The sequence below is a fragment of the Geodermatophilus sp. SYSU D00710 genome, from assembly GCF_054050195.1.
In genome coordinates, this window is the sequence record NZ_JBJGYX010000008.1 from 97,658 (window position 1) to 118,604 (window position 20,947).

Genomic DNA, 20,947 nt, shown 5'->3' on the forward strand with positions numbered 1-20,947 from the left:
GGTCAGGCCTCCCGGGTGGCAGGGCCCTGGCCGGAGGTGCCCGGCTCGGTGCCCGCGGGGGTGTCGGGTGCGGGACGGGAGCCGCCGGGGGTCCTCCGGCCGTACTCGGTCCCGCGGTCGGGGTGGGTCTCGGCGGCGCCGGCCCGCTCAGCGGGGGTGTCGGCGGCGGCGACGCGGGCGTCGGCGGCCTCCTCCTCCGGCGTCTGGCCGGTCCGGCCCGAGGGGGTGACCGTCTGCGCGGGCTCCCCGGCGTCGTCCGGCTGGGGCTCGGGGCCGGTCATCGGCGGGGCGGTCTCGCCGCGCTCGGCGGCCAGCCGGACACCGGCCAGCGTCGGCTCCCACTGCCCCTCGGCGTCGACGGCGGCGCGCGCGGCCCCGGCGTCGGCGTGCTGGGAGAAGCCGGCCAGCTGGCGGGAGACGCCGCGGAAGTCGGTGAGCGGCGCGCCACGGGTGGGGTGCGGCTTCTCGCCCCGGCGCAGGGCGGCGACCAGGGCGCGGGCGCTCTCGACGTCCTGCTGGTCGTAGAACTCGTAGTCGACGGTGACCACGGGCGCGTAGTCGCAGGCGGCCAGGCACTCGGCGTGCTCGAGGGTGACCGAGCCGTCGGCCGCCGTCTCGTCGTGGTGGACGCCGAGGTCCGCCGACAACGCGTCCATGATCCGCTGCCCGCCCAGGACGGCGCACAGCGTGTTGGTGCAGACGCTGACCAGGTGCCGGCCGGTCGGCCGGCGCTTGTACATCGTGTAGAAGGTCGCGACCGCGCCCACCTCGGCGCGGGTCAGGCCGAGCTCCTCGGCGCACAGCGCGATGCCCTCGGGGCTGACGTAGCCCTGGTAGCTCTGCACCAGGTGCAGCATCGGCAGCAGCGCCGAGCGCGGCTGCGGGTAGCGGGACGTGATCGCCCGCGCCTCGAGCCGGGTCTGCTCGGTCAGCGGCGGCAGGTCGGCCGGCGCCGGCTCGACCGGGCTGTCGACCAGCCCCGTCGTCGCCGCCCCCTCCGCCGACCCGGGAAGGGAACTCACCGGTCGACACCTCCCATCACCGGGTCGATCGAGGCGATCGCGGCGATGACGTCGGCGATCATGCCGCCCTCGCTCATCGCCGCGGTGGCCTGCAGGTTCACGAAGCTGGGGTCGCGCACGTGGACGCGCCACGGCCGGGTGCTGCCGTCGCTGACCACGTGGTAGCCGAGCTCCCCGCGGGGGGACTCGACCGGGACGTAGACCTGCCCGGCCGGCACCCGGAACCCCTCGGTGACCAGCTTGAAGTGGTGGATCAGGGCCTCCATCGAGGTGCCCATGATGTGCCGGACGTGGTCGAGGGAGTTGCCCAGCCCGTCGGCGCCGAGCGACAGCTGCGCCGGCCAGGCGATCTTCTTGTCCTCGACCATGACCGGGCCGGGCTCGAGGCGGTCGAGGGCCTGCTCGACGATCTTCAGCGACTCGAACATCTCGGCCATGCGGACCAGGTAGCGGCCCCACGCGTCGGAGGTGTCGGCCGTCGGGACCTCGAAGTCGTAGGTCTCGTAGCCGAGGTAGGGCTCCACCTTGCGCAGGTCCCACGGCAGCCCGGCGGCGCGCAGCACCGGGCCGGTGACGCCGAGGGCCACGCAGCCGGTGACGTCGAGGTAGCCGACGTCCTTGAGCCGGCGCTGCCAGATCGGCTGGCCGGTGAGCAGCCGGTGGTAGCCGGCCAGCCGCTCGGGCATGACCGCGAGCCACTCACGGATCGAGTCCTCGACCCCGGGCGGCAGGTCCTGCGCCACCCCGCCGGGGCGGATGTAGGCGTGGTTCATCCGCAGCCCGGTGATCTCCTCGAGCAGGTCGAGGCACAGCTCCCGCTCGCGGAATCCGTTGGTCATGCCGGTGAGCGCGCCGAGCTCCATCCCGCCGGTGGCCAGGCCGACCAGGTGCGAGGCGATCCGGTTGATCTCCATGACCAGCACGCGGATGGTCTGCGCGCGCTGCGGCACCTCGATGCCGAGCAGCTTCTCGACGGCCATGCAGTAGCCGGCCTCGTTGAACAGCGGGGACAGGTAGTCCATCCGCGTCACGAAGGTGGTGCCCTGCACCCAGTTGCGGTACTCGACGTTCTTCTCGATGCCGGTGTGCAGGTAGCCGATGACCACCCGCGCCTTGGTCACCGTCTCGCCCTCGAGGTCGAGGACCAGCCGCAGCACGCCGTGCGTCGAGGGGTGCTGGGGCCCCATGTTGACGACGAGGCGCTCCTCGCCGGAGAGGTCGACGCCGAGGGTCTGGTCCCAGTCGCCGCCGGTGACGGTGTAGACCCGGCCCTCGGTGGTCTCGCGGGAGCCGGCGTAGGGGTCGTAGGTGGTGCTCATCGGTAGGCCCGCCGGGTGTCAGGGGGCGGGATCGTGGCGCCGTGGTACTCCACGGGCACGCCGCCGAGGGGGTAGTCCTTGCGCTGGGGGTGGCCGTCCCAGTCATCGGGCATGAGGATCCGGGTCAGCGCCGGGTGCCCGTCGAAGACGACGCCGAACATGTCGTAGGTCTCCCGCTCGTGCCAGTCCGCCGTCGGGTACACCGACGTCACCGACGGCACGTGCGGGTCCTCGGCCGTCACGGCGACCTCCAGCCGGATCCGCCGCCGGAAGGTCATCGAGGTCAGGTGGTGGACGACGTGCAGCCGCGGCCGGCCGGGACCGGCCGCCGGGCCGCCGCTGTCGAGGTAGTCGACGCCGGAGACGCTGCTGCACAGCTCGAAGCGCAGCGCGTCGTCGTCGCGCAGCGCCCGCACCAGGGTGAGCAGGTGCTCGCGGGCGACGAAGTAGGTGATCTCGCCGCGGTCGACCAGCACCCGCTGCACCGCGGCCGCGTAGGTGGCCTCGCCGACCGCCTCGACGAGCGCGTCGGTCACCTCGTCGAACCAGCCGCCGTAGGGGCGCTCGGTGGAGTGCAGCGCCACCGCGCCGCCCGGCTCGACCCGCACCAGCCCGCCGAAGCCGGAGGTGTCGCCGCTGCCGGAGACGCCGAACGCGCCCTTGCGGAAGCCGCCGCTCGCCGCGTAGGCGCCCTCGGCCGCCTCGTCGCGGCCGGAGCGGTCACCGGGGCCGGTCACCGGGTCTTCTCCGGCTCGATCACGTGCCCGCCGCGCCGCTCGATGAGGAACTGGCCGGCCCGGCCGGCGGCCGCCGCCTCCTCGTAGGCGCGCCGCGCCGCCTTGTCCACCCGCACGGTGGAGGGCATCTCGACCAGCAGGTCGTGGGCGCGGCCCTCGGCGCGGTCGCGCTCGAGCTGCCGGGCGCGCCGCTCGCCGAGCGGCTCGTTCTGGATCTTGTGGTGGAGCTTGAGGATGGCGTCCATCAGCATCTCCGGGCGCGGCGGGCAGCCGGGCAGGTACATGTCGACGGGGACGACGTGGTCGACGCCCTGCACCACCGCGTAGTTGTTGAACATCCCGCCGGAGCTGGCGCACACGCCCATGGCGAGCACCCAGCGCGGCTCGGGCATCTGGTCGTAGATCTGCCGCAGGACCGGCGCCATCTTCTGGCTCACCCGGCCGGCGACGATCATCAGGTCGGCCTGGCGCGGGGAGGCGCGGAAGACCTCCATGCCGAAGCGCGCGAGGTCGTACCGGCCGGCGCCGGTGGCCATCATCTCGATGGCGCAGCAGGCCAGGCCGAAGGTGGCCGGCCACAACGAGGACTTCCGCGTCCAGTTGACCAGCTTCTCGACCGAGGTCAGCAGGAAGCCGCTGGGCAGCTTCTCCTCGAGACCCATCTCAGCTCCTCGCCGTCGGGGTCGTGACCGTCCGTCCCACTCTCAGTCCCAGTCCAGGCCGCCGCGGCGCCACACGTAGACGTAGGCGATGAAGACGGTGGCGATGAACACGACCATCTCGACCAGGCCGAAGACGCCGAGCGCGTCGTTGGCGACGGCCCAGGGGTAGAGGAAGACGATCTCGATGTCGAAGACGATGAAGATCATCGCCGTCAGGTAGTACTTCACCGGGAACCGGCCGCCGTGCAGCGGCTGGTCGACCGGCTCGATGCCGCACTCGTAGGCCTCGAGCTTGGCCCGGTTGTAGCGGCGCGGGCCGACGAACGGCGCGACCGCCACCGAGAACAGCGCGAAGGCCGCGGCCAGCGCGAACAGGCCCACGATCGGGACGTAGGTCGAGAGCACCGGCGCCTCCCCTCACGTGCTCGTGCGCTTGTGAAAAACTTCACAAGGTCGTCGCCACGAGCCTATGCCGCGCGACTCGCGATCGGAAGCGCGGGGGGTGAGTGAGTTCACTTCTGGGGGTCACGGTCCGGTCACGGTCCGCGCCGCCGCACGGCTCACACGGACGGCGTCAGGCGGGTGAGCACCGCGACCACCCGGTCGAAGCGGTCGCCGTCGCGACCGTCGGAGAGGTTGCCCATGAGCCGCAGCGCCGCGTTCACCATCGCCGGCCGCCGGAGCCCGTGCGCGGTGGCGAACCGGACCAGGCCGGGCCGGTCGAGCAGCGCGAGGAACGCCGTGCCCAGGCGGTGGTGGCGGCCGTACTCCTCCTGCAGCCGCCGCGGGTAGCGGCGCAGCACCGCCTCGCGGGCCGGACCCTCGGGTGCGGCGAGCGCCTCGACGGCGGTCTCGCCCGCCATCCGGCCGGTCTCCAGCGCGTAGCTGATCCCCTCGCCGTTGAACGGGTTGACCACCCCGGCGGTGTCGCCGGCCAGCAGCAGCCCGCGGGTGTAGGCGGGGCCACGGGCCAGCGCCATGGGCAGGCCGGCGCCGCGCAGCGGGGTGACCGCGTGCTCCTCGCCCAGCTGCCACTCCGCGGGGAGCGTGGCCACCCAGCGGCGCAGCACGGAGCGGGCGTCGGCGTCCCCGCCGCGGCGGGTGTCGAGCAGGCCGAAACCGACGTTGGCCGTGCCGTCGCCCATGCCGAACGACCAGCCGTAGCCGGGCATCGAGTCGGCGGTGGGGCCCTCGGCGGAGAGGTCGAAGGAGATGTCGAGGTAGGGGTCCTCGCCGCGCGGCGTCTCGACGTAGCGGCGGACGGCGACGCCCAGCGGGCGGTCCTCGCGGCGGGCCAGGCCGATGGCCTTGGCCAGCCGGCCCGAGAGCCCCTCGGCGGAGACCACCAGCGGCGCCCGCCAGGTGACCGGCTCCCGCTCCGGGCCGGCCTGGGCGCGCACGCCCACGACCCGCCCGGCGTCGTCGAGCAGCGGGTCGGTGACCGTGACCTCCTGCTCGAGCCGGGCACCGGCGGCCACGGCGTGCGCGGCCAGCACCGGGTCCAGGTCCCGGCGCGCCCGGATGAGGCCGAAGTCGGGCCAGGAGGACAGCCGCGGCCAGTCGACCTCGACCACCTCTCCGCCGCCGAAGACCCGCAGGCCGCGGTGCCGGACCCAGCCGCCCGCCGGCGAGGTGTCGACGCCCATGTCGTCGAGCGCCTTGACCGCGCGGGGGGTGAGCCCGTCGCCGCAGACCTTCTCGCGCGGGAAGCGGGCCTTCTCCAGCAGCACCGCGTCGAGTCCGGCGGTGGCCAGCGCCCAGGCCGCGGCCGACCCCGCCGGGCCCGCGCCCACCACGACGACGTCGGCACTGCCCCCGTCGGTCGGACTCGTCACGCGGTGTCCCCCTCGGTGCTCGGCTGCGGTCGGCGGCGACCTCCAGGCAGTGGAAGCTTTCCGCACGTCCGGAGCCGGGGGGACGTGCGCATCGCCTCCTATGCCTGCCCCAGGGCCGCCCGGACCTCGTCGTCCGTGGTCTGGCCGAAGTCGTCGTACCAGCGCCCCACCGCGCCGAAGGGCTGCGGCGTGACCAGGCAGACGACCTCGTCGGCCTCCAGCTCGGCGCACAGCGCCGGCGGGCCGACCGGAACGGCGACGACGACGGCGGCCGCGCCGGCCCCGCGGACGGCGGCCAGCGCCGCCCGCATCGTGGCGCCGGTGGCCAGGCCGTCGTCGACGAGGACCACGGTGCGTCCGGTGAGGACCGGCGGCGGGCGGTCGCCGCGGTAGGCCGACCGGCGGCGGTGCAGCTCGGCGAGCTCGGCGCGGTGGACCTCGGCGGCGGCCTCGCCGTCGACGTCGACCCGGGCCAGGACGGCCTCGACGCCGACGCTCTCCACCGCGTCGCCCACGGCGGCGATCGCGCCCATGGCCAGCTCGGGGCGCCGGGGCACGCCGAGCTTGCGGACGGCGACCACGTCGAGCTCCGCGCCGAGCGCCGCGGCGACCTCGGCGGCGACCAGCACGCCCCCGCGGGGCAGGCCCAGGACCAGGGCGTCCGGGCCGAGCCGCACGGCCGCGTCGCGGGCGGGATCGGCCAGGCGCGCGCCGAGTCGCCGGCCGGCGTCGCGCCGGTCGGCGAACGGCGGCCCGTCCACCGCGCAGTCCGGTCAGACCGGCTGCGGGCCGGTCGGCGGCGGGGCGGTCGGGTCGGTGGGGCTCGGCTGCGGCAGCGGGGCCGGCGACGGCGGGGAGATCGGGTCGACCGGCGACGGCGAGGGACCGGGCGGCTCGGGCATCGGCGTCGGTGTCGTCATGACCGGACGGTAGTCCGCTGGGCCACCCTCCGGTCCTGGTCCGCTACGGGCGGCGGGCGCGGTGCAGGGCGACGATGCCGCCGGTGAGGTCGCGCCACTCGACGTCGGCCCACCCGGCGGCCCGGATGCGCGCAGCCAGCGCCGGCTGGTCGGGCCAGGCCCGGATCGACTCGGCCAGGTACACGTAGGCGTCGGGGTTGCTGCTCACCGCGCGCGCGATCCGCGGCAGCGCCCGCATCAGGTACTCGGTGTAGAGGGTGCGGAACGGGCGCCAGGTGGGGCTGGAGAACTCGCAGACGACGAGCCGGCCGCCCGGGCGGACCACCCGGGCGAACTCGCGCAGGGCGGCGTCGGGGTCGGCGACGTTGCGCAGCCCGAAGGAGATCACCAGTCCGTCGACGCTCGCGTCGGCCAGCGGCAGCGCCATCGCGTCGCCGGCGATCTTCGGGACCGGCCGGGCGGCGCCGGCGCGCAGCATGCCCTGGGAGAAGTCGCAGGCGATGGCGTGCACCCCGCCGGCGGCCAGCTCGACGGTGGACACCGCGGTGCCGGCGGCGACGTCGAGGACGACGTCGCCCGGCCGGGCGTCCAGCGCCTCGCGGGTGGCGCGCCGCCAGGCGGCGTCGCGGCCCCCGGAGAGCACGGTGTTGGTGAGGTCGTAGCGGCGCGCGACGCCGTCGAACATGGCCGCGACCTCGTGCGGCTGCTTGTCCAGCCCGGCCCGCCGTCCGGCGGTGTGTGCGCTGTCTCGCCGGTCCGCCACGGCGCCGACGCTACCGGGCTGCCTACGCTGGGGAGCGTGACAGCCGCGGCGGTGACCTCCCCGGACGCCGCCGCGCCCGCGGTCACCACGGTGGCACTGCCCGACTCCCCCGACCTGCTGGGCATGCTGCCCCGCGACGGCGCGCTGTCCTGGGTCCGCCGCGGCGAGGGGCTGGTGGGCTGGGGCGAGGCCGACCGGCTCGAGGTCTCCGGTCCCGGCGCGCTGGCCGAGGCGGCGGCCTGGTGGGCCGCGCGCAGCGCCGCGCTCGCGGTCGACGACGCGGTGGGCGTCCCCGGCTCGGGACCGGTGGTCTTCGCCAGCGTCGCCTTCGACCCCACGGCCGGGACGTCGGTGTTCGTGGTCCCGGAGGTCGTCGTCGGCCGGCGCGACGGGGTCACCTGGCTGACCACCACCGGCGACGCCGACCCCCGCGAGGTGCCGGCCGGCGACCCCGCTCCGCCGTCCGCCGCGCCCACCCGGCTGCGCTACGCCGACGGGGCCCTCGACCCCGCGTCCTGGTGCGGCGCGGTCGCCGCCGCCGTGCGCCGGATCGACGACGGCGACCTCGCCAAGGTGGTGCTCGCCCGCGACCTGCTGGTCACCGCCGACGTGCCGCTGGACGCCCGCCGGCTGCTCGACCGGCTGGCCTCTCGCTTCCCCGACTGCTGGACCTTCGCCGTCGACGGGCTGCTCGGCGCCACCCCCGAGCTGCTGCTGCGCCGCACCGGGCGGCAGCTGTCGGCGCGGGTGCTGGCCGGCACCGCCCCGCGGGGCGCGGGCGCCGACGACGAGCGGCTGGCAACCGGGCTGATGAGCAGCGCCAAGGACCGCGCCGAACACGCCCTCGCCGTCGACTCGCTGGTGCGGGCGCTCGACCCGTTCTGCACCGCCCTCTCGGTGCCGGAGGCCCCGTCGCTGCTGACGCTGGCGAACGTGCGACACCTGGTCACCGACGTCGCCGGCACGCAGCGGCGCTCGGGCGCGCGCGGGCGCGCCGGGTTGCTGGAGCTGGTCGAGGCGGTGCACCCGACCGCCGCGGTGGGCGGCACGCCGCCCGACGTGGCCACCGCGCTGATCGCCGAGCTCGAGGGCATGGACCGCGGCCGCTACGCCGGACCGGTCGGCTGGCTCGACGCCCGCGGCGACGGTGAGTTCGGCCTGGCCCTGCGCTGCGCCCGGCTCGGCGAGGACGACCCGTGCACCGCGCGGCTGTTCGCCGGGTGCGGCATCGTCGCGGGCTCCGACCCCGCGGCCGAGCTCGCCGAGACCCAGTCGAAGTTCGCCGCGTTCCAGGCCGCCCTGGAGAGCTGAGCCGGAAACGGGTCGGCGGCCGGCCTCCGGGCTGGTTGGGTGGCCCGGTGACCGCCGTCCCGACCATCGCCGGCGACCGCTCGCTCCCGTCGCCCTTCGACCACCCGCACGCCTCGGCGCGGGCGCGGGAGATCGCCGAGCAGGGGACGATCCTCCGCGCGCAGGTGGGGTCCGGCGTGCACGGCACGTTGGTGACGGGGCAGGACGACCGCGACGAGATGGGCATCTGCCTCGAGCCGCCCGAGTACGTCACCGGCACCGCGCGCGTGCCCGCCGGGCTCTCGACGACGGTGACCGTGCCGTTCGAGCAGTACCACCGGCACACCGCGTGGGACCGCCCCGGCGGGCTCGCCAACCGGTCGGGCGCCGGCGACCTCGACGTCGTGGTGTACGCGGCGCGGAAGTGGGCGCGGCTGGCGCTGGGCGGCAACCCCACCGTCCTGCTGCTGCTGTTCGTGCCGGACGAGGAGGTCGTCGTCCGCGAGGCCGCGGGCGCGGACCTGGTGGCGCACGCCGACCGGTTCGTCTCCCGCGTGGCCGCCGACCGCTTCCTCGGCTACCTGAGGGGCCAGCGGGCGGCGATGACCGGCGCAGCCGGCGCGCACACGAACCGTCCTGAACTCGTCGCCGCGCACGGGTTCGACGTCAAGTACGCGATGCACGCGCTGCGGCTGGGCATCCAGGGGGTGGAGCTGCTGACGACCGGCCGGATCACCCTGCCGGTGCCCGAGCCCCACCGCACGTACCTGCGGAGCATCCGCCGGGGCGAGGTACCGCTGGCCGAGGTGGTCGCCGCGGTCGACGACGCCGAGGCCCGGCTGCTGGCGCTGCGCGACAGCCCGGCCGTGCCGGCCGCGCCCGACCGCGCCTGGGTGGACGCGTGGCTGCACCGCTCGTACCTCGCCCACTGGACGGCTCGCGGCCGCTGACGGGCCCTCGTCGGGGGTGGGGATCAGCCCACGTAGTTCACGTGCACGTGGTCGTGGTGGTTCGCGGTCACGCTGCCGCGGTCGGCCATCGCCTTCCACGCGCCGTCGGGCGAGGTCAGGATCCGCTGCTCCCAGATGACGTACTCGACGCCGAGCTCGTCCCAGTGGTCGACGTGGTACTGGGCGATGGCGTCACCGAGGGCGTTGTCGGTCATGACCATGTAGTCCAGCGCCAGGCCCGACGGGTGCCCGTTCGGGTCGACCGCGCTGCCGCGCGTACCGCCGAGGGTGATGTCGGCGGCGCCCGGCACGTTGCTCACGACGGCGTTCGCGGCGGCCTGCACGACCGCCTTGACCGGGCCGGCGCTGTTGGTGATCGACGCGATCGCGGAGGCGACCTGCGGGGCGACCTCGGCCAGCGGGGCCACCGCGGGCGCGGGGGCGGACTCGCCGGCGGAGGCGGTCGCGGCGGGGGCCTCCGGGGCCGGAGCGGCCTCGGCCGGGGCCGCGCCGCTGACGGCGAGCACCTGACCGGGGTAGATCCGGTTCGGGTTGCCGCCGATGACGTCGACGTTGCGCTCGTAGAGCTCGCGCCAGCTCTGCTGGTGGGCGGCGGCGATCTTCTTCACGGTGTCGCCCCAGCGGACGGTGTAGTCCTCGGTGGCGGCGTCGTCGGCGTGGTCGTGGGAGTGACCGGCCTCGGCGGCCGGGGCGGGTGCCTCGGCGGCGGGAGCGGGGGCGGTGGGCGCCTCGGCGGCGGCCGCGGTGGTGCCCTCGGTCAGGTACTTGCCGCAGCTCGGCCAGGCGCCGATGCCCTGGCCCTCGAGGACGCGCTCGGCGATCTCGATCTGCTGGGCGGGGGTGGCCAGGTCGGCGCGGGCGGCGAGCTCGGTGCCGCCGAAGCCGGCCCAGGTGGACTGGCTGAACTGCAGGCCGCCGTAGTAGCCGTTGCCGGTGTTGATGCTCCAGTTGCCGCTGGACTCGCACTGGGCGACGTCGGTCCAGTCGTGGCTGGTGGAGGCGGAGGCCGGGGAGCTGAGGACGCCGAGACCGACGACGGTGGCGCCGGCGGCGACAGGGGCCCGGGCGATGACCTTCTTGGTGCGGACGTAGCGGGGTGCGCGGTGCTTGGGCATGGTGATGATCTCCCGATCACCGCCGGCGAGGTGAGCTGTCGGGTTCGGGCGATCGGTGCCCGGCCGCGGTCCGCGGCTTCACCCCGAGGCGCGTTCGGGTCCGGCCCCCGTGGGCCGTCGCGCGCCGGAAGTGGGTCCCCCACCCCTGCCCTGGGTGTTGGTGTGGACGACCGGTGGGCAGGGTTTGGCGGACCGGCGCCGCGCTCCGTTCTGCTGAGCGCAGCCAAAAAGCTACCTACGGTCATGGCAACTGTCGCTGTGTCGCCGGTCACAGTCCGATTAGGAGGGGACACGTGGGGTAGCGCGTGACGCTGCCGTGACCAACCGACCGCCTGCGGCGCCAGCGGGTCGGGAGTGGGGAACGCGCTGGTCACCGGACCCTCGCCCCCCCGGTCCACGTGGTCCGGCGCGGCCCCGGCGACCGGTCCTCCGGGACCCTGCGGGCACGTCGCCTGGTGATGGACGCCACCGGACGGACCGGTCCTCCACCGCCCGTCCGCCCGGTCAGCCGAGGGCGTGGGCGGCGGCGTCCCGGAGCGCGACGGCGAGGTCGGCCTCGGCGCGCTGGTCGGTGCGGACGACGACGACCCGCGGCCCGCCCGCCGCCAGCGCGGCCGGCAGCTCGCCGGCCGAGGAGACCGCCGTCGCCGTCCAGCCCAGCGCCTGCGCGACCGCTGCCAGGTCGCGCCCGTGCGGCGTCCCGAACACCCGCCGGTAGTCGCGCGCGTACGCCGCCCGGCCGGGCTCGAGCTGGGCGAAGATCCCGCCGCCGTCGTTGTCCGGGACGACGAGCGTGAGGTCCGGACGCGGCTCGCCCTCGCCGGTGAGCAGGCCCTGCAGGTCGTGCAGGAACGTCAGGTCGCCCAGGAGCGCCACCGTCGGGCCGCCGTGCGCCAGCGCCGCCCCGACCGCGGTCGAGACGGTCCCGTCGATGCCGGCCACCCCGCGGTTGGCCAGCACGGCGACGTCGCCGCGCGGCACGGCCAGGCGGTCGACGTCGCGCACCGGCGTCGAGGAGCCGAGCACCAGCAGCGCCCCGGCCGGCAGCGCGGCGACGACGTCGCGGGCCAGGCGGGCGGCGGTGAGGCCCGGCGCGGCGTCGAGCAGCGCGTCGACGGCGGTCCCGACGCGGGCGGCGGCGTCGGACCAGGCCCCGGCCCACGCCCCGGACCGGTTCCCGGCCCGGCCGGGGTCCGACGGCGGCCCGGCGGGCGGGGCGGCCCGCGAGACCAGCGCGCTCGACCGGCCCGCGTCGGGCCAGCGCGGGGTCGCCGCGACCGTCTCGACCCGCACCCGCGGGTCGGCGAGCAGCGCCGACACCGGCCGCGACAGCGTGGGCCGGCCGACCACCACGACCCGCTCGGGCCGGTGCGCGTCCAGCCAGGCGGGGACGCCGAGCAGCAGCGCCCCGCCGCGGACGGCGTCGCCGGTCCACGCTCCGCCGCTGGGCTCGGCGACCACCGGCCAGCCCGAAGCAGCGGCCCCGGCGGCCCAGGCCCGGCCGGCCGCGGGCGGTCCGTCGCCGGCCACCACGAGGGTGCGCGGCCCGTCCCCGACCGGACCGGCCGGGACGGGCGCGGGCGCCCCGGCCGTCCACGGGGCACCGCCGGCGCGACCGGCCCACGGGCCATCGAGCGGGCCGGGCTCCCCGTCGGGCAGCAGCGGGTCCCGGAAGGGCAGGTTCAGCTGCACGGGGCCGGGGTCGCCTGACAAGGCGCCGGTGGCCGACAGCAGCGCCCGCGACACCACCGAGCGCCAGTAGCGGTTCTGCGCGGCCTCCCGCCCGGCCTCGGGCACCCCGACGTCGGCCGCCCAGCGCACCGCGCCGCCGTAGAGGCCGGGCTGCTCGATCGTCTGGTTGGCACCGGTGGACCGCAGCTCCGGCGGCCGGTCGGCGGTGAGCGCGAGCAGCGGGACGCCGCTGACGTCGGCCTCGAGCACCGCGGCGTGCAGGTGCGCGGTCGCCGTCCCGGAGGTGGTGAGCACCGGCACCGGGCGGCCGGAGGCGCGCGCCAGGCCGAGGGCGAGGAAGGAGGCGGTCCGCTCGTCGATGCGCACGTGCAGCCGCACGGCGCCGGCCCGCTCGGCGGCGGCGAGCGCGAGCGCGACCGGGGCAGAGCGCGAGCCGGGGGCGAGGACGGCGTCGCGGACCCCGCCGCGGACCAGCTCGTCGACCAGCACGCGGGCCAGCGCGGTGGAGGGGTTCACGCGGCGAGCACCGCGGTGAGCCGCGCCGACCACCGGGCGGTCACGTCGTCCGGCGGGGCCACGGCGGCCCGCCGGTCGGGCACCACCGCCCGCACCGGCAGCGTGCCGTCGACGGGCACCAGCGGATCGCCGGTCACGTCGCCGTCGAGCAGCGCCCCGGTGGCCAGGCCGCAGGCGAAGGGCAGCTCGGGCAGCGCGGCGGCCAGCGCGACGCCCGCCGCGAGGCCCACCGAGGACTCCAGGGCCGAGGACACGACGCACGGCAATCCGTGCGCCTCGGCGACCCGCAGCGCCGCGCGCACGCCGCCCAGCGGCTGCACCTTGAGGACGACGACGTCGCAGGCCCCGCGCAGGTCGACCGTGAGCGGGTCGCCGGCGCGCCGGACGGCCTCGTCGGCGGCGATCCGGACGTCGATCCGCCGGCGCAGCGCGCACAGCTCGTCGAGCGTCGCGCACGGCTGCTCGACGTACTCGAGGCCCACCCGGTCGAGCTCCCGGATGCGGGCCGCCGCGGTGTCGACGTCCCAGGCGGCGTTGGCGTCGACCCGGAGCGCGCCGGACGGACCGAGCGCGTCGCGGACGGCCTCCACGCGGGCGAGGTCGTCGGCCGGCGTCTGCCCGGGCTCGGCCACCTTGACCTTCGCCGTCCGGCAGCCCGACGCCACCACGATCGCGCGCGCCCGCTCGGGACCCACCGCGGGCACGGTCACGTTCACCGGCACCGCGTCGCGCAGCGGCGCCGGCCAGCCCTCCAGCGCGGCCTCCGCCGCGGCCGGCCACCAGCGGCGGCTCTCGACGGTGCCGTAGTCCCAGAAGGGGGAGAACTCGCCCCAGCCGGCCGGGCCGCGCACCAGGACGCCGTCGCGCACGTCGATGCCGCGGAAGCGGGTGCGCATCGGCACCGACCACACCGCCGCCTCCTCGATCCCCGGCGGGAGGGCGGCGGTGATCACGCCCGCCAGCGTAGATCGCGCGCCTCGTACCCTGGTTCGACGTGCCCCGGCAGCTGACCGTCCTCCCCGCGCCGGACGATCCCGACGACGTGCTGCGCACCGTGCTGCCCGCCGTCCGCGCGGCCCTCGACGGCGGTCCGCCGGTGGCCGTCCTCCCGTCGGGTCCCGCCGCCGCGGCCGCCCGCGCGGTCCTCGCGCCGGCCGAGCCGCTGGAGGACGGCGCCGACGTCGTCGTCGTCACCTCCGGGTCCACCGGCGGCGGCCGCGGGGTGCTGCTGTCCGCGGCGGCGCTGCGGGCCTCGGCCGGCGCCACCGCCGACCGGCTCGGCGGACCCGGCGCCTGGCTGCTCGCGCTGCCGGTGTCGGCGGTCGCCGGGCTGCAGGTGCTGGTCCGGTCGGCCCTGGCCGGCACCGCGCCCACGGTCCTCGAGCCGGGCGAGCCCCTCGCCGCCGCGGTCGCGCGGATGCCCGCCGGCCGCCGGTACGCCTCGCTGGTGCCCACCCAGCTGCGCCGGTACCTCGACTCGGAGCCCGGCGCGCTGCGCGCCCTCGACGCCGTCCTGGTGGGCGGCGCGGCCACCGACCCCGCCCTGCTGGCCCGGGCCCGCCGGGAGGGGGTGGCCGTGGTGACCACCTACGGGATGACCGAGACGTGCGGCGGCTGCGTCTACGACGGCGTCCCGCTCGACGGCGTCCGGGTCCGGGTCGAGGACGGTGCCGCAGGACCCGGCGGAACGGGCGCAGTCGCCGTCGCCGGTCCCGTGCTGGCGCTGGGCTACCGCCGCGACCCGGGCGCGACGGCGGAGGCCTTCGCCGGCGGCTGGTTCCGCACCCGCGACGCGGGGTCGACCGGGCCGGACGGGCGGCTGACCGTCACCGGCCGACTCGACGACGTGGTGGTCAGCGGCGGGGTGAACGTCGCGCCGCAGGCGGTCGAGGGCGTGCTGCGCGAGCACCCCGACGTCGCCGACGCCGTCGTCTTCGGCCGGCCCGACGAGGAGTGGGGGCAGCGGGTGGTGGCCGCCGTCGTCCCGGCCGCGGGGACCAGCCCGGACCTCGCGACGCTGCGGCCGTGGGTGGCGCAGCGGCTCGGCGGACCCAGCGCCCCGCGGGAGCTGCACCTGGTCGACGCGGTGCCCACCCTGCACACCGGCAAGCCCGACCGCCGCGGCCTGGCGGCCGCGCTGGCCGGTCGCCGCTGATGGCCACGCCCGCGCAGTGGGTGGCCGGCGCCCGGCCGCGCACCCTGCCCGCGGCCCTGGCGCCCGTGCTCGTGGGCACCGGCGCCGCCGCTGCGCTCGACGGCTTCCGGCCCGTGCCGGCGCTGCTGGCGCTGCTGGTCGCCCTCGCCCTGCAGGTGGCCGTGAACTACGCCAACGACTACTCCGACGGGAAGCGCGGCACCGACGCCGACCGGGTCGGCCCGATGCGGCTGGTGGGCTCGGGCGCCGCGCCGGCTCGGCGGGTGCTCGCCGCCGCGCTGCTCGCCTTCACCGTCGCGGGCGTCGCCGGGCTGGTGCTGGCCGCGCTGTCGAGCTGGTGGCTGGTCGCCGTCGGGGCGGTCTGCATCGCGGCCGCGTGGACCTACACCGGCGGCCCGCTCCCCTACGGCTACCGGGCGCTGGGCGAGGTGTTCGTCTTCGTGTTCTTCGGCCTGGTCGCCGTCGCGGGGACGACGTTCGCGCAGACCGGCCGGATCGAGGGGCTGGCGCTGGCGGCCGCGGTGCCCGTCGGGCTGCTGTCGGTGGCGCTGCTGGTGGTCAACAACCTGCGCGACATCGCCGGGGACGCGGTCGTGGGCAAGCGGACGCTGGCCGTGCTGCTGGGCGAGCGTGCCACCCGCCTGCTCTACGTCGGGCTGCTGGCCGGGGCGTTCGCCGTCGTCGTCGCGATCGGCGTCGTCCGGCCGTGGGCCCTGCTGGCGCTGCTGGCCGCCCCGCTGGCGGTGCCGCCGTCGCGGGTCGTGCTCTCGGGTGGCCGCGGGCCGGCGCTCATCGCGGCGCTGCAGGCCACCGGGCTGCTCACGCTGGCCACCGGGGTGCTGCTCGCCGCCGGCCTCGCCCTGTCGGGCTGACCCCCTCCGCGGGTCAGGCGGCGTCGCCGGAGAGCCGGGCGCGGAACTCCTCCTTGGCGCGGCGCTTCTCCTCCGACCGCATGACCAGCGCGACGCTGAGCTGCTCGCGGGAACGCCGCAGCAGGAAGTACGACACCGGCATCGACAGCAGCAGGCCGAACAGCAGGCCCGACCAGAGGTCGAGGCCCACCATCCACAGCACCACGGTCAGCAGCGCGAAGACACCCAGCCGCCCGATGGTGTGCACGAGCAGCCAGGGCAGCACCCTCGGCCGCACCGCGGGCCGCCCGTCCGGGCCCACCGGCGTGACCGGCGTGCGCTCCTGCTCAGCCATGACGGCCCTCCCACTTCGTCGACAGCACCACGGTGGTGCGGGTCCGGGCGACGCCCTCGATCCGGTTCAACGCGTTGATCGCCGCCTCCAGTGCCGGGATGTCGGTCACCCGCACCTTGAGCACGAAGGCCTCGCTGCCGGCCACCCGCCAGCAGTCCTCCACCTCGGGCATCGCGCGCAGCGCCGCCTCGACGCCGTTGTCGTCGACCGAGTCGCTCTCGATGACGCCGACCAGCGCGGTGACGTCGAGCCCGAGCGCGACGGGGTCGACGACCGCGCGGTAGCCGGTGATGGTCCCGGCCGCCTCGAGCTTGCCGACCCGCTCGTGCACTGCGGGGGCGGACAGGCCGACCTGGCGGGCGAGCTCGGCGTAGCTGGCCCGGCCGTTGGCGCGCAGCAGGTCGATCAGTTGCCGGTCGACGGCGTCGATGTCGGGCTCCATCCGGACGGGGCGGGGTCTGCGCGGGCGCGCGTCCCGCGCCGCACCGCCAGTATCCCAGCGGTCGTACAGTGGCGGTGAGGCCCGATCCGAGGGGGTGCGCCAGGTGGCGTTCGTGGTGCTGCTGGTGGTCGCCGTGGCCGTGGTCGTGCTGGTCCTGCGGGCGACCGCCGCCGCCGGCGGTGCCGTGCGCCCGCCGCGGCCGGCCCGCCGCCCGCGCCCGTCGCGTGCCACCCGTCCGGTGGCTCCCGACGACGACCCGGAGTTCCTGCGCGAGCTCGGCCGCCGCGTCCGCCGCGACGACGGCTCCCCCGCCTGACCCTCGCGACGCCCCCCTTCGTGCACTTCCGCGGAGTGCACGGCTCCTAGGCGGCGGAGCCGCCGAACACCCGCCGCCAGCCGCGCCGGGTCGGCGCGCCGGGCTCCGCCCCCGCCTCGGGACCGGCCTCGTCCGAGGCGACGTCGCCGGCCGCTCCGGCCGGGGGGACGTCGGGGACGGCGTCCATCCGGGCGGTCTCGCGGAGGACCTCGTCCAGGGACCCGGGCCAGCCCAGCCCGCCGCCGGTGGTGGTGTCCCCGGGCCAGCCCAGGCCGCTCTCGGTGCCCTCATCGGTGCCCTCGTCGGCAGCGGAGGCGTGACGGGTGAGCGCGGCCGCGGGTTCCTGGCGGGCGAGTGCCGCGGCGACGATCGGGTCTGTGCCGGCGTCGTCGGCGGCGGTGTGCCTACCCACAGCAGCCTCCTGTGCGTGAGCCCCCCGTGCGTGCGGTCATGGCGTCAAGTGGAGCACGCGACCCCCGCCGTGGCGGTCCGCACCCCCCACGGGAGGGGTAGGAGGGACCCGGGAGGTGGATGGGACGCGATTCAGTCGACCCCGCCGTAGCTGTGCAGCCCGGTGGACACCATGTTCACGTACAGCAGGTTGAACACCATGACCGCCAGGCCGACGACGTTGACCCAGGCCGCGGGGCGGCCGCGCCAGCCGGCGGTCGTCCGGGCGTGCAGGTAGGCGGCGTAGACCACCCAGGCGATGAAGGCCCAGGTCTCCTTGGGGTCCCAGCCCCAGAAGCGGCCCCAGGCGCTCTCGGCCCAGATGGCGCCGGCGATCACGGCGAAGGTCCAGATCGGGAAGCCGAACACCGCGGTGCGGTGGGCGACCCGGTCCAGCGAGGCCGCCGACGGCATCCGGCCCACGATGCGGGCCTCGGAGACGTCGCCCCCGCGGGCCTCGTACCGCGAGCGGACCAGGTACAGGACGCTCGCGATGCCGCTGACGAAGAAGATGCCGAAGCCGAGGATCGCCGTCGTCACGTGCACGGCCAGCCAGCTCGACCGCAGCGCGGCCACCAGCGGGCCGCTCTCGACGTAGAGGAACAGCCCGATCGCGACCATGCTGAGCACCACCGGCGCCAACACGAACAGGCCCAGGTGCCGCAGGCCGGGCGAGCGCAGCGCGAGCACCAGGAAGGCCACGACGGCGACGAGCACGACCGCGGTCGCGAACTCGTACATGTTGCCCCAGGGCAGCCGGTCGGTGGCCAGCCCGCGGGCGACGAGGACGCCGGTGTGGGTGAGCGCGCCGGCGGCGGTGAGCAGCATCGCCACCCGGCCCCAGCGGCGCACCGGCGCGGGGTCGTCGGGCAGCGCGCCGGCCCGGGACGCCCCGCCCTCGGCCGGGCCGCCGGCGGTGGCGCCGGCGCCGACCAGCGCCCGCTCCCGGGCCGGGCGGCGGCCGAAGGCCAGCTGGGCGCAGAAGGCGACGACGGCCAGCGAGTAGAGACCGACGCTGGTCGAGAACAGGGTGTCCGACAGGGCGGACAGCTGGTCGGCGGTCACGCGGGTGCGCCTCCGGTCTCCGGTGCGGCCCCGCCGTCGGGCGGGGTGCGGGTCACGTCGTGGGTCGGGGCACGGGCGGCGAGGACCGCCCGCAGGTCGTCGGTGAGGGCCGCGAACCGCGGCGCGCCGTCGCCGCTGCCACGGGTCAGCGCCCCGACGTCGAGCACGCTACCGCCGCCGGGCGCGGCGGTGGCGCGGGCGAAGAGGCGCTCGCGGCGCAGCAGCAGCATGCCCAGCAGGCCGGCCAGCACCGCGACGGCGGCGCCGAGCACCCACAGCTGGCCGGGGTCGTGCGAGAACTGCATCGCCGCGAACTGCGAGTAGCCGGTGAAGGTCACCGTCGTCCCGTCGGGCAGCGTCAGCGACTCCCCCACCGACAGGTTCGCCCGGCCGACCTCCGCCAGCCGGCCGCGCTCGATCTGCGAGGCGTCCAGGGAGTACACCGACTGCGGCAGCCCGGAGTCGAGGCCGAGGTAGCCCTGGAAGGCCACGATCGCGACCTGCGGCGCCAGAGGCCGGGGGTCGATGGAGGTCAGGATGCCGCCCTGCACCAGGCCGGTGGGGGCGAAGAAGCCCTGCAGCGCGAGCTGGTCCTCCGCCTCGGCGCCGAGGTCGGGGAGCTTGAGGGCGCCCTCGCTGGCCATCGTCGACTGCTCGGTGGGGAGGAACGGGGCGGAGACGTCGTCGAAGGCGGTGCCGTCGGGCAGCGTGACGGTGAACCGGGGGCTGAAGCCGTGGCCGGTCACGTAGACGCGGTCGCCGTCGACGCGCAGCGGGTCGTTGACGCCGATCGTCGTCGGCCGGCCCTCCTCGCCGGGTGCGCCGTAGGTGATGTCGGCGGTGAACGACGCGGCGGTGAGGTCCTCCTCGTACTCCGCGCGGAAGTCCTCGAGGCCGACGCACAGCGGGGTGAGGTCACCGCTGTCGACCAGCGCCCCGGCGGAGTAGGTGTCGTACTGCTGGAACGCGTTGCAGAACCGCTGGCCCTCGGTGACCAGGATGCTGCCCTCGTAGCCCCACAGCTTGCCCCCGGCCAGGCCGAGCAGCAGACCGACGAGGGCCAGGTGGAACACCAGGTTGCCGGTCTCCTTGAGCAGCCCCTTCTCGGCCGAGAGCTCGGCGACGCCCCCGCGGTCGCGGCGGACGACGCGGTAGCGGCGCACCCGCAGCTCCTCCTCGACGGCGTCGAGGGCGTCGGCGGCCGGCAGCGGCGTGGGCAGCTGCGTGGAGTCGGGCAGCCGGGTCAGCCGGCGCGGCGCCGGGGGCGGCGGGGTGCGCAGCGCGCGGGCGTGCTCCAGGGCGCGCGGCAGCACGCAGCCGATGAGCGAGACGAACAGCAGCAGGTACACCGCGGCGAACCACGGCGAGCTGAAGACGTCGAACAGGTAGAGCCGGTCCAGCAGCGGCGCGAGCGTCGGGTGGTCGGCGAAGTACTGGCCGACGGCGCTCTGCGACAGCGAGCGCTGCGGCAGCAGCGAGCCGGGGATGGCCGCGAGCGCGAGCAGGAACAGCAGCACGATCGCCGTGCGCATGGCGGTGAGCCGGCGCCACTGGCGCAGCGCGAACCCGCCGAGCCGGCGGGCGGCGGAGGGTCGTGCGGGCGGCGGCGGGGCCGGGGCCGGCCGGGGCGGGGCGGTGGTGGTCACAGCGGCGACTCCCCCAGCCCGGTGACGGCCAGCCAGGAGCGCAGCCACGCCATCATCTCGGTCCAGGCCCCGGTCACCAGCAGCAGCCCGACCACGACCAGCACCGCGCCGCCGAAGCGGGTGACCGCGCGGGCGTGCCGGCGCAGGAACGCCGTCGCCCCGACCGCCCAGCGGGCGCCGAGGGCGACGAGCACGAACGGGATCCCGAGGCCCAGGCAGTACGCCACCGACAGCAGCGCGCCGCGGCCGGCGGTGGCCTCGGTGTAGGCCAGCGAGTAGACCGCCGACAGCGTCGGGCCCAGGCACGGCGTCCAGCCCAGACCGAAGACGACGCCGAGCAGCGGCGCGCCCGCGAGCCCGGCGGCCGGGCGCACCGAGAGCCGCGCGGTGCGCTGCAGGAACGGCAGCCGCCCGAGGAAGGCCAGGCCGACGACGATGACGACGACGCCCATGACCCGCGTGATGACGTCGTCGTACTGGACCAGCTGGCGGCCCAGGCCGCCGAAGGCGGTGCCCACGGCGACGAAGACCGCGGTGAAGCCGAGGACGAACAGCAGCGCGCCGAGCACCATCCGCCCGCGCGGGGAGCGCTCGTCGGTGCGGACGGCGGTGGCGGTGGCACCCGCGGTGGCGCCGTCCCCGGCCGGTGCCGGCGCGGTGGACCGCACCCCGCTGCCGACCAGACCGGTGACGTAGGACAGGTAGCCGGGCACCAGCGGCAGCACGCAGGGCGAGGCGAAGCTGACCAGCCCGACCAGCGCCGCGACGGCCGCGGCCACGAGCAGCGGGCCGTCGGTGACCAGCGCGGCGAACTCCTGCCCCACC

23 protein-coding genes and 1 riboswitch are annotated in these 20,947 nt (G+C 76.6%); of the genes, 5 read left to right on the forward strand and 18 right to left on the reverse strand.

Annotated elements, in window-relative coordinates:
• Positions 1-2: 2 nt before the first annotated feature.
• The 9 genes from nuoE to ACI78U_RS05905 form a co-directional block, all read right to left on the reverse strand.
• On the reverse strand, positions 3-1,022 hold the full coding sequence (nuoE, locus tag ACI78U_RS05865) for an NADH-quinone oxidoreductase subunit NuoE (protein WP_456874345.1): 1,020 nt from the start codon (positions 1,020-1,022) through the stop codon (positions 3-5).
• Positions 1,019-2,341, reverse strand: coding sequence for an NADH-quinone oxidoreductase subunit D (locus ACI78U_RS05870; RefSeq protein ID WP_456874346.1), 1,323 nt, complete (start codon positions 2,339-2,341; stop codon positions 1,019-1,021). The genes nuoE and ACI78U_RS05870 overlap by 4 nt, the downstream gene beginning before the upstream one ends.
• A complete protein-coding gene (locus tag ACI78U_RS05875) occupies positions 2,338-3,078 on the reverse strand; it encodes an NADH-quinone oxidoreductase subunit C (RefSeq protein WP_456874347.1) in 741 nt (246 codons plus the stop codon). Before ACI78U_RS05875 ends, ACI78U_RS05870 begins: the two co-directional genes overlap by 4 nt.
• Positions 3,075-3,740, reverse strand: coding sequence for a NuoB/complex I 20 kDa subunit family protein (locus ACI78U_RS05880; RefSeq protein WP_456874348.1), 666 nt, complete (start codon positions 3,738-3,740; stop codon positions 3,075-3,077). The genes ACI78U_RS05875 and ACI78U_RS05880 overlap by 4 nt, the downstream gene beginning before the upstream one ends.
• A gap of 42 nt (positions 3,741-3,782) precedes the next feature.
• The gene (locus tag ACI78U_RS05885) at positions 3,783-4,145 is read right to left on the reverse strand and encodes an NADH-quinone oxidoreductase subunit A (RefSeq protein ID WP_456874349.1); all 363 of its coding nucleotides are present in this window, start codon (positions 4,143-4,145) and stop codon (positions 3,783-3,785) included.
• Between the two features lie 155 nt (positions 4,146-4,300).
• On the reverse strand, positions 4,301-5,575 hold the full coding sequence (locus ACI78U_RS05890; RefSeq protein WP_456874350.1) for a geranylgeranyl reductase family protein: 1,275 nt from the start codon (positions 5,573-5,575) through the stop codon (positions 4,301-4,303).
• Positions 5,576-5,673: 98 nt separating this feature from the next.
• Entirely contained in the window at positions 5,674-6,336 is a 663-nt protein-coding gene (locus ACI78U_RS05895) for a phosphoribosyltransferase (protein WP_456874351.1), read from the reverse strand.
• Positions 6,337-6,348: 12 nt separating this feature from the next.
• On the reverse strand, positions 6,349-6,495 hold the full coding sequence (locus ACI78U_RS05900; protein ID WP_170149164.1) for a hypothetical protein: 147 nt from the start codon (positions 6,493-6,495) through the stop codon (positions 6,349-6,351).
• 43 nt (positions 6,496-6,538) lie between these two features.
• Positions 6,539-7,258: a demethylmenaquinone methyltransferase gene (locus ACI78U_RS05905; RefSeq protein ID WP_456874352.1), complete on the reverse strand. Its 720-nt coding sequence runs from the start codon at positions 7,256-7,258 to the stop codon at positions 6,539-6,541.
• Positions 7,259-7,294: 36 nt separating this feature from the next.
• On the opposite strand from ACI78U_RS05905, the gene ACI78U_RS05910 reads away from it, so the two are divergent.
• Together ACI78U_RS05910 and ACI78U_RS05915 are read left to right on the forward strand one after the other, a co-directional pair.
• Positions 7,295-8,569 (forward strand): isochorismate synthase, encoded by a 1,275-nt coding sequence (locus ACI78U_RS05910; RefSeq protein WP_456874353.1) that lies wholly within the window; start codon positions 7,295-7,297, stop codon positions 8,567-8,569.
• A 47-nt stretch (positions 8,570-8,616) separates the two neighbouring features.
• Positions 8,617-9,498, forward strand: coding sequence for a DNA polymerase beta superfamily protein (locus ACI78U_RS05915; protein WP_456874354.1), 882 nt, complete (start codon positions 8,617-8,619; stop codon positions 9,496-9,498).
• A gap of 23 nt (positions 9,499-9,521) precedes the next feature.
• Here ACI78U_RS05915 and ACI78U_RS05920 read toward each other — a convergent pair whose 3' ends face one another.
• The 3 genes from ACI78U_RS05920 to ACI78U_RS05930 form a co-directional block, all read right to left on the reverse strand.
• Positions 9,522-10,634, reverse strand: a complete 1,113-nt coding sequence (locus ACI78U_RS05920; protein ID WP_456874355.1) for a transglycosylase family protein — start codon at positions 10,632-10,634, stop codon at positions 9,522-9,524.
• Positions 10,635-10,638: 4 nt separating this feature from the next.
• Positions 10,639-10,807, reverse strand: a riboswitch (cyclic di-AMP (ydaO/yuaA leader).
• Between the two features lie 331 nt (positions 10,808-11,138).
• Positions 11,139-12,842 (reverse strand): 2-succinyl-5-enolpyruvyl-6-hydroxy-3-cyclohexene-1-carboxylic-acid synthase, encoded by a 1,704-nt coding sequence (gene menD / locus ACI78U_RS05925; protein WP_456874356.1) that lies wholly within the window; start codon positions 12,840-12,842, stop codon positions 11,139-11,141.
• A complete protein-coding gene (locus ACI78U_RS05930) occupies positions 12,839-13,795 on the reverse strand; it encodes an o-succinylbenzoate synthase (RefSeq protein WP_456874357.1) in 957 nt (318 codons plus the stop codon). The genes menD and ACI78U_RS05930 overlap by 4 nt, the downstream gene beginning before the upstream one ends.
• 41 nt (positions 13,796-13,836) lie before the next feature.
• Here ACI78U_RS05930 and menE point away from each other — a divergent pair, with 41 nt between their 5' ends.
• Positions 13,837-14,997 (forward strand): o-succinylbenzoate--CoA ligase, encoded by a 1,161-nt coding sequence (menE, locus tag ACI78U_RS05935; protein ID WP_456874358.1) that lies wholly within the window; start codon positions 13,837-13,839, stop codon positions 14,995-14,997.
• Positions 14,997-15,869, forward strand: coding sequence for a 1,4-dihydroxy-2-naphthoate polyprenyltransferase (locus ACI78U_RS05940; RefSeq protein WP_456874359.1), 873 nt, complete (start codon positions 14,997-14,999; stop codon positions 15,867-15,869). Before menE ends, ACI78U_RS05940 begins: the two co-directional genes overlap by 1 nt.
• A 13-nt stretch (positions 15,870-15,882) precedes the next feature.
• On the opposite strand, the gene ACI78U_RS05945 is transcribed toward ACI78U_RS05940, so the two are convergent.
• Both ACI78U_RS05945 and ACI78U_RS05950 read right to left on the reverse strand, forming a co-directional pair.
• Complete coding sequence (locus ACI78U_RS05945; RefSeq protein WP_456874360.1) at positions 15,883-16,203, reverse strand: DUF4229 domain-containing protein; 321 nt, start codon at positions 16,201-16,203, stop codon at positions 15,883-15,885.
• Positions 16,196-16,645, reverse strand: coding sequence for an Lrp/AsnC family transcriptional regulator (locus tag ACI78U_RS05950; RefSeq protein WP_456874361.1), 450 nt, complete (start codon positions 16,643-16,645; stop codon positions 16,196-16,198). Before ACI78U_RS05950 ends, ACI78U_RS05945 begins: the two co-directional genes overlap by 8 nt.
• A gap of 103 nt (positions 16,646-16,748) precedes the next feature.
• Between ACI78U_RS05950 and ACI78U_RS05955 the strand changes: the two genes are divergently transcribed.
• Positions 16,749-16,961, forward strand: coding sequence for a hypothetical protein (locus ACI78U_RS05955; protein WP_456874362.1), 213 nt, complete (start codon positions 16,749-16,751; stop codon positions 16,959-16,961).
• A 46-nt stretch (positions 16,962-17,007) separates the two neighbouring features.
• Here ACI78U_RS05955 and ACI78U_RS05960 read toward each other — a convergent pair whose 3' ends face one another.
• The 4 genes from ACI78U_RS05960 to ACI78U_RS05975 form a co-directional block, all read right to left on the reverse strand.
• Positions 17,008-17,373, reverse strand: coding sequence for a hypothetical protein (locus tag ACI78U_RS05960; protein WP_456874363.1), 366 nt, complete (start codon positions 17,371-17,373; stop codon positions 17,008-17,010).
• 131 nt (positions 17,374-17,504) lie between these two features.
• Complete coding sequence (gene ccsB, locus ACI78U_RS05965) at positions 17,505-18,476, reverse strand: c-type cytochrome biogenesis protein CcsB (RefSeq protein ID WP_456874364.1); 972 nt, start codon at positions 18,474-18,476, stop codon at positions 17,505-17,507.
• On the reverse strand, positions 18,473-20,122 hold the full coding sequence (gene resB / locus ACI78U_RS05970) for a cytochrome c biogenesis protein ResB (RefSeq protein WP_456874365.1): 1,650 nt from the start codon (positions 20,120-20,122) through the stop codon (positions 18,473-18,475). Before resB ends, ccsB begins: the two co-directional genes overlap by 4 nt.
• Positions 20,119-20,946 carry a cytochrome c biogenesis CcdA family protein gene (locus ACI78U_RS05975; protein WP_456874366.1) on the reverse strand — a complete coding sequence of 276 codons (828 nt, stop codon included), beginning with the start codon at positions 20,944-20,946 and terminating at the stop codon, positions 20,119-20,121. The genes resB and ACI78U_RS05975 overlap by 4 nt, the downstream gene beginning before the upstream one ends.
• Position 20,947: the final 1 nt, after the last annotated feature.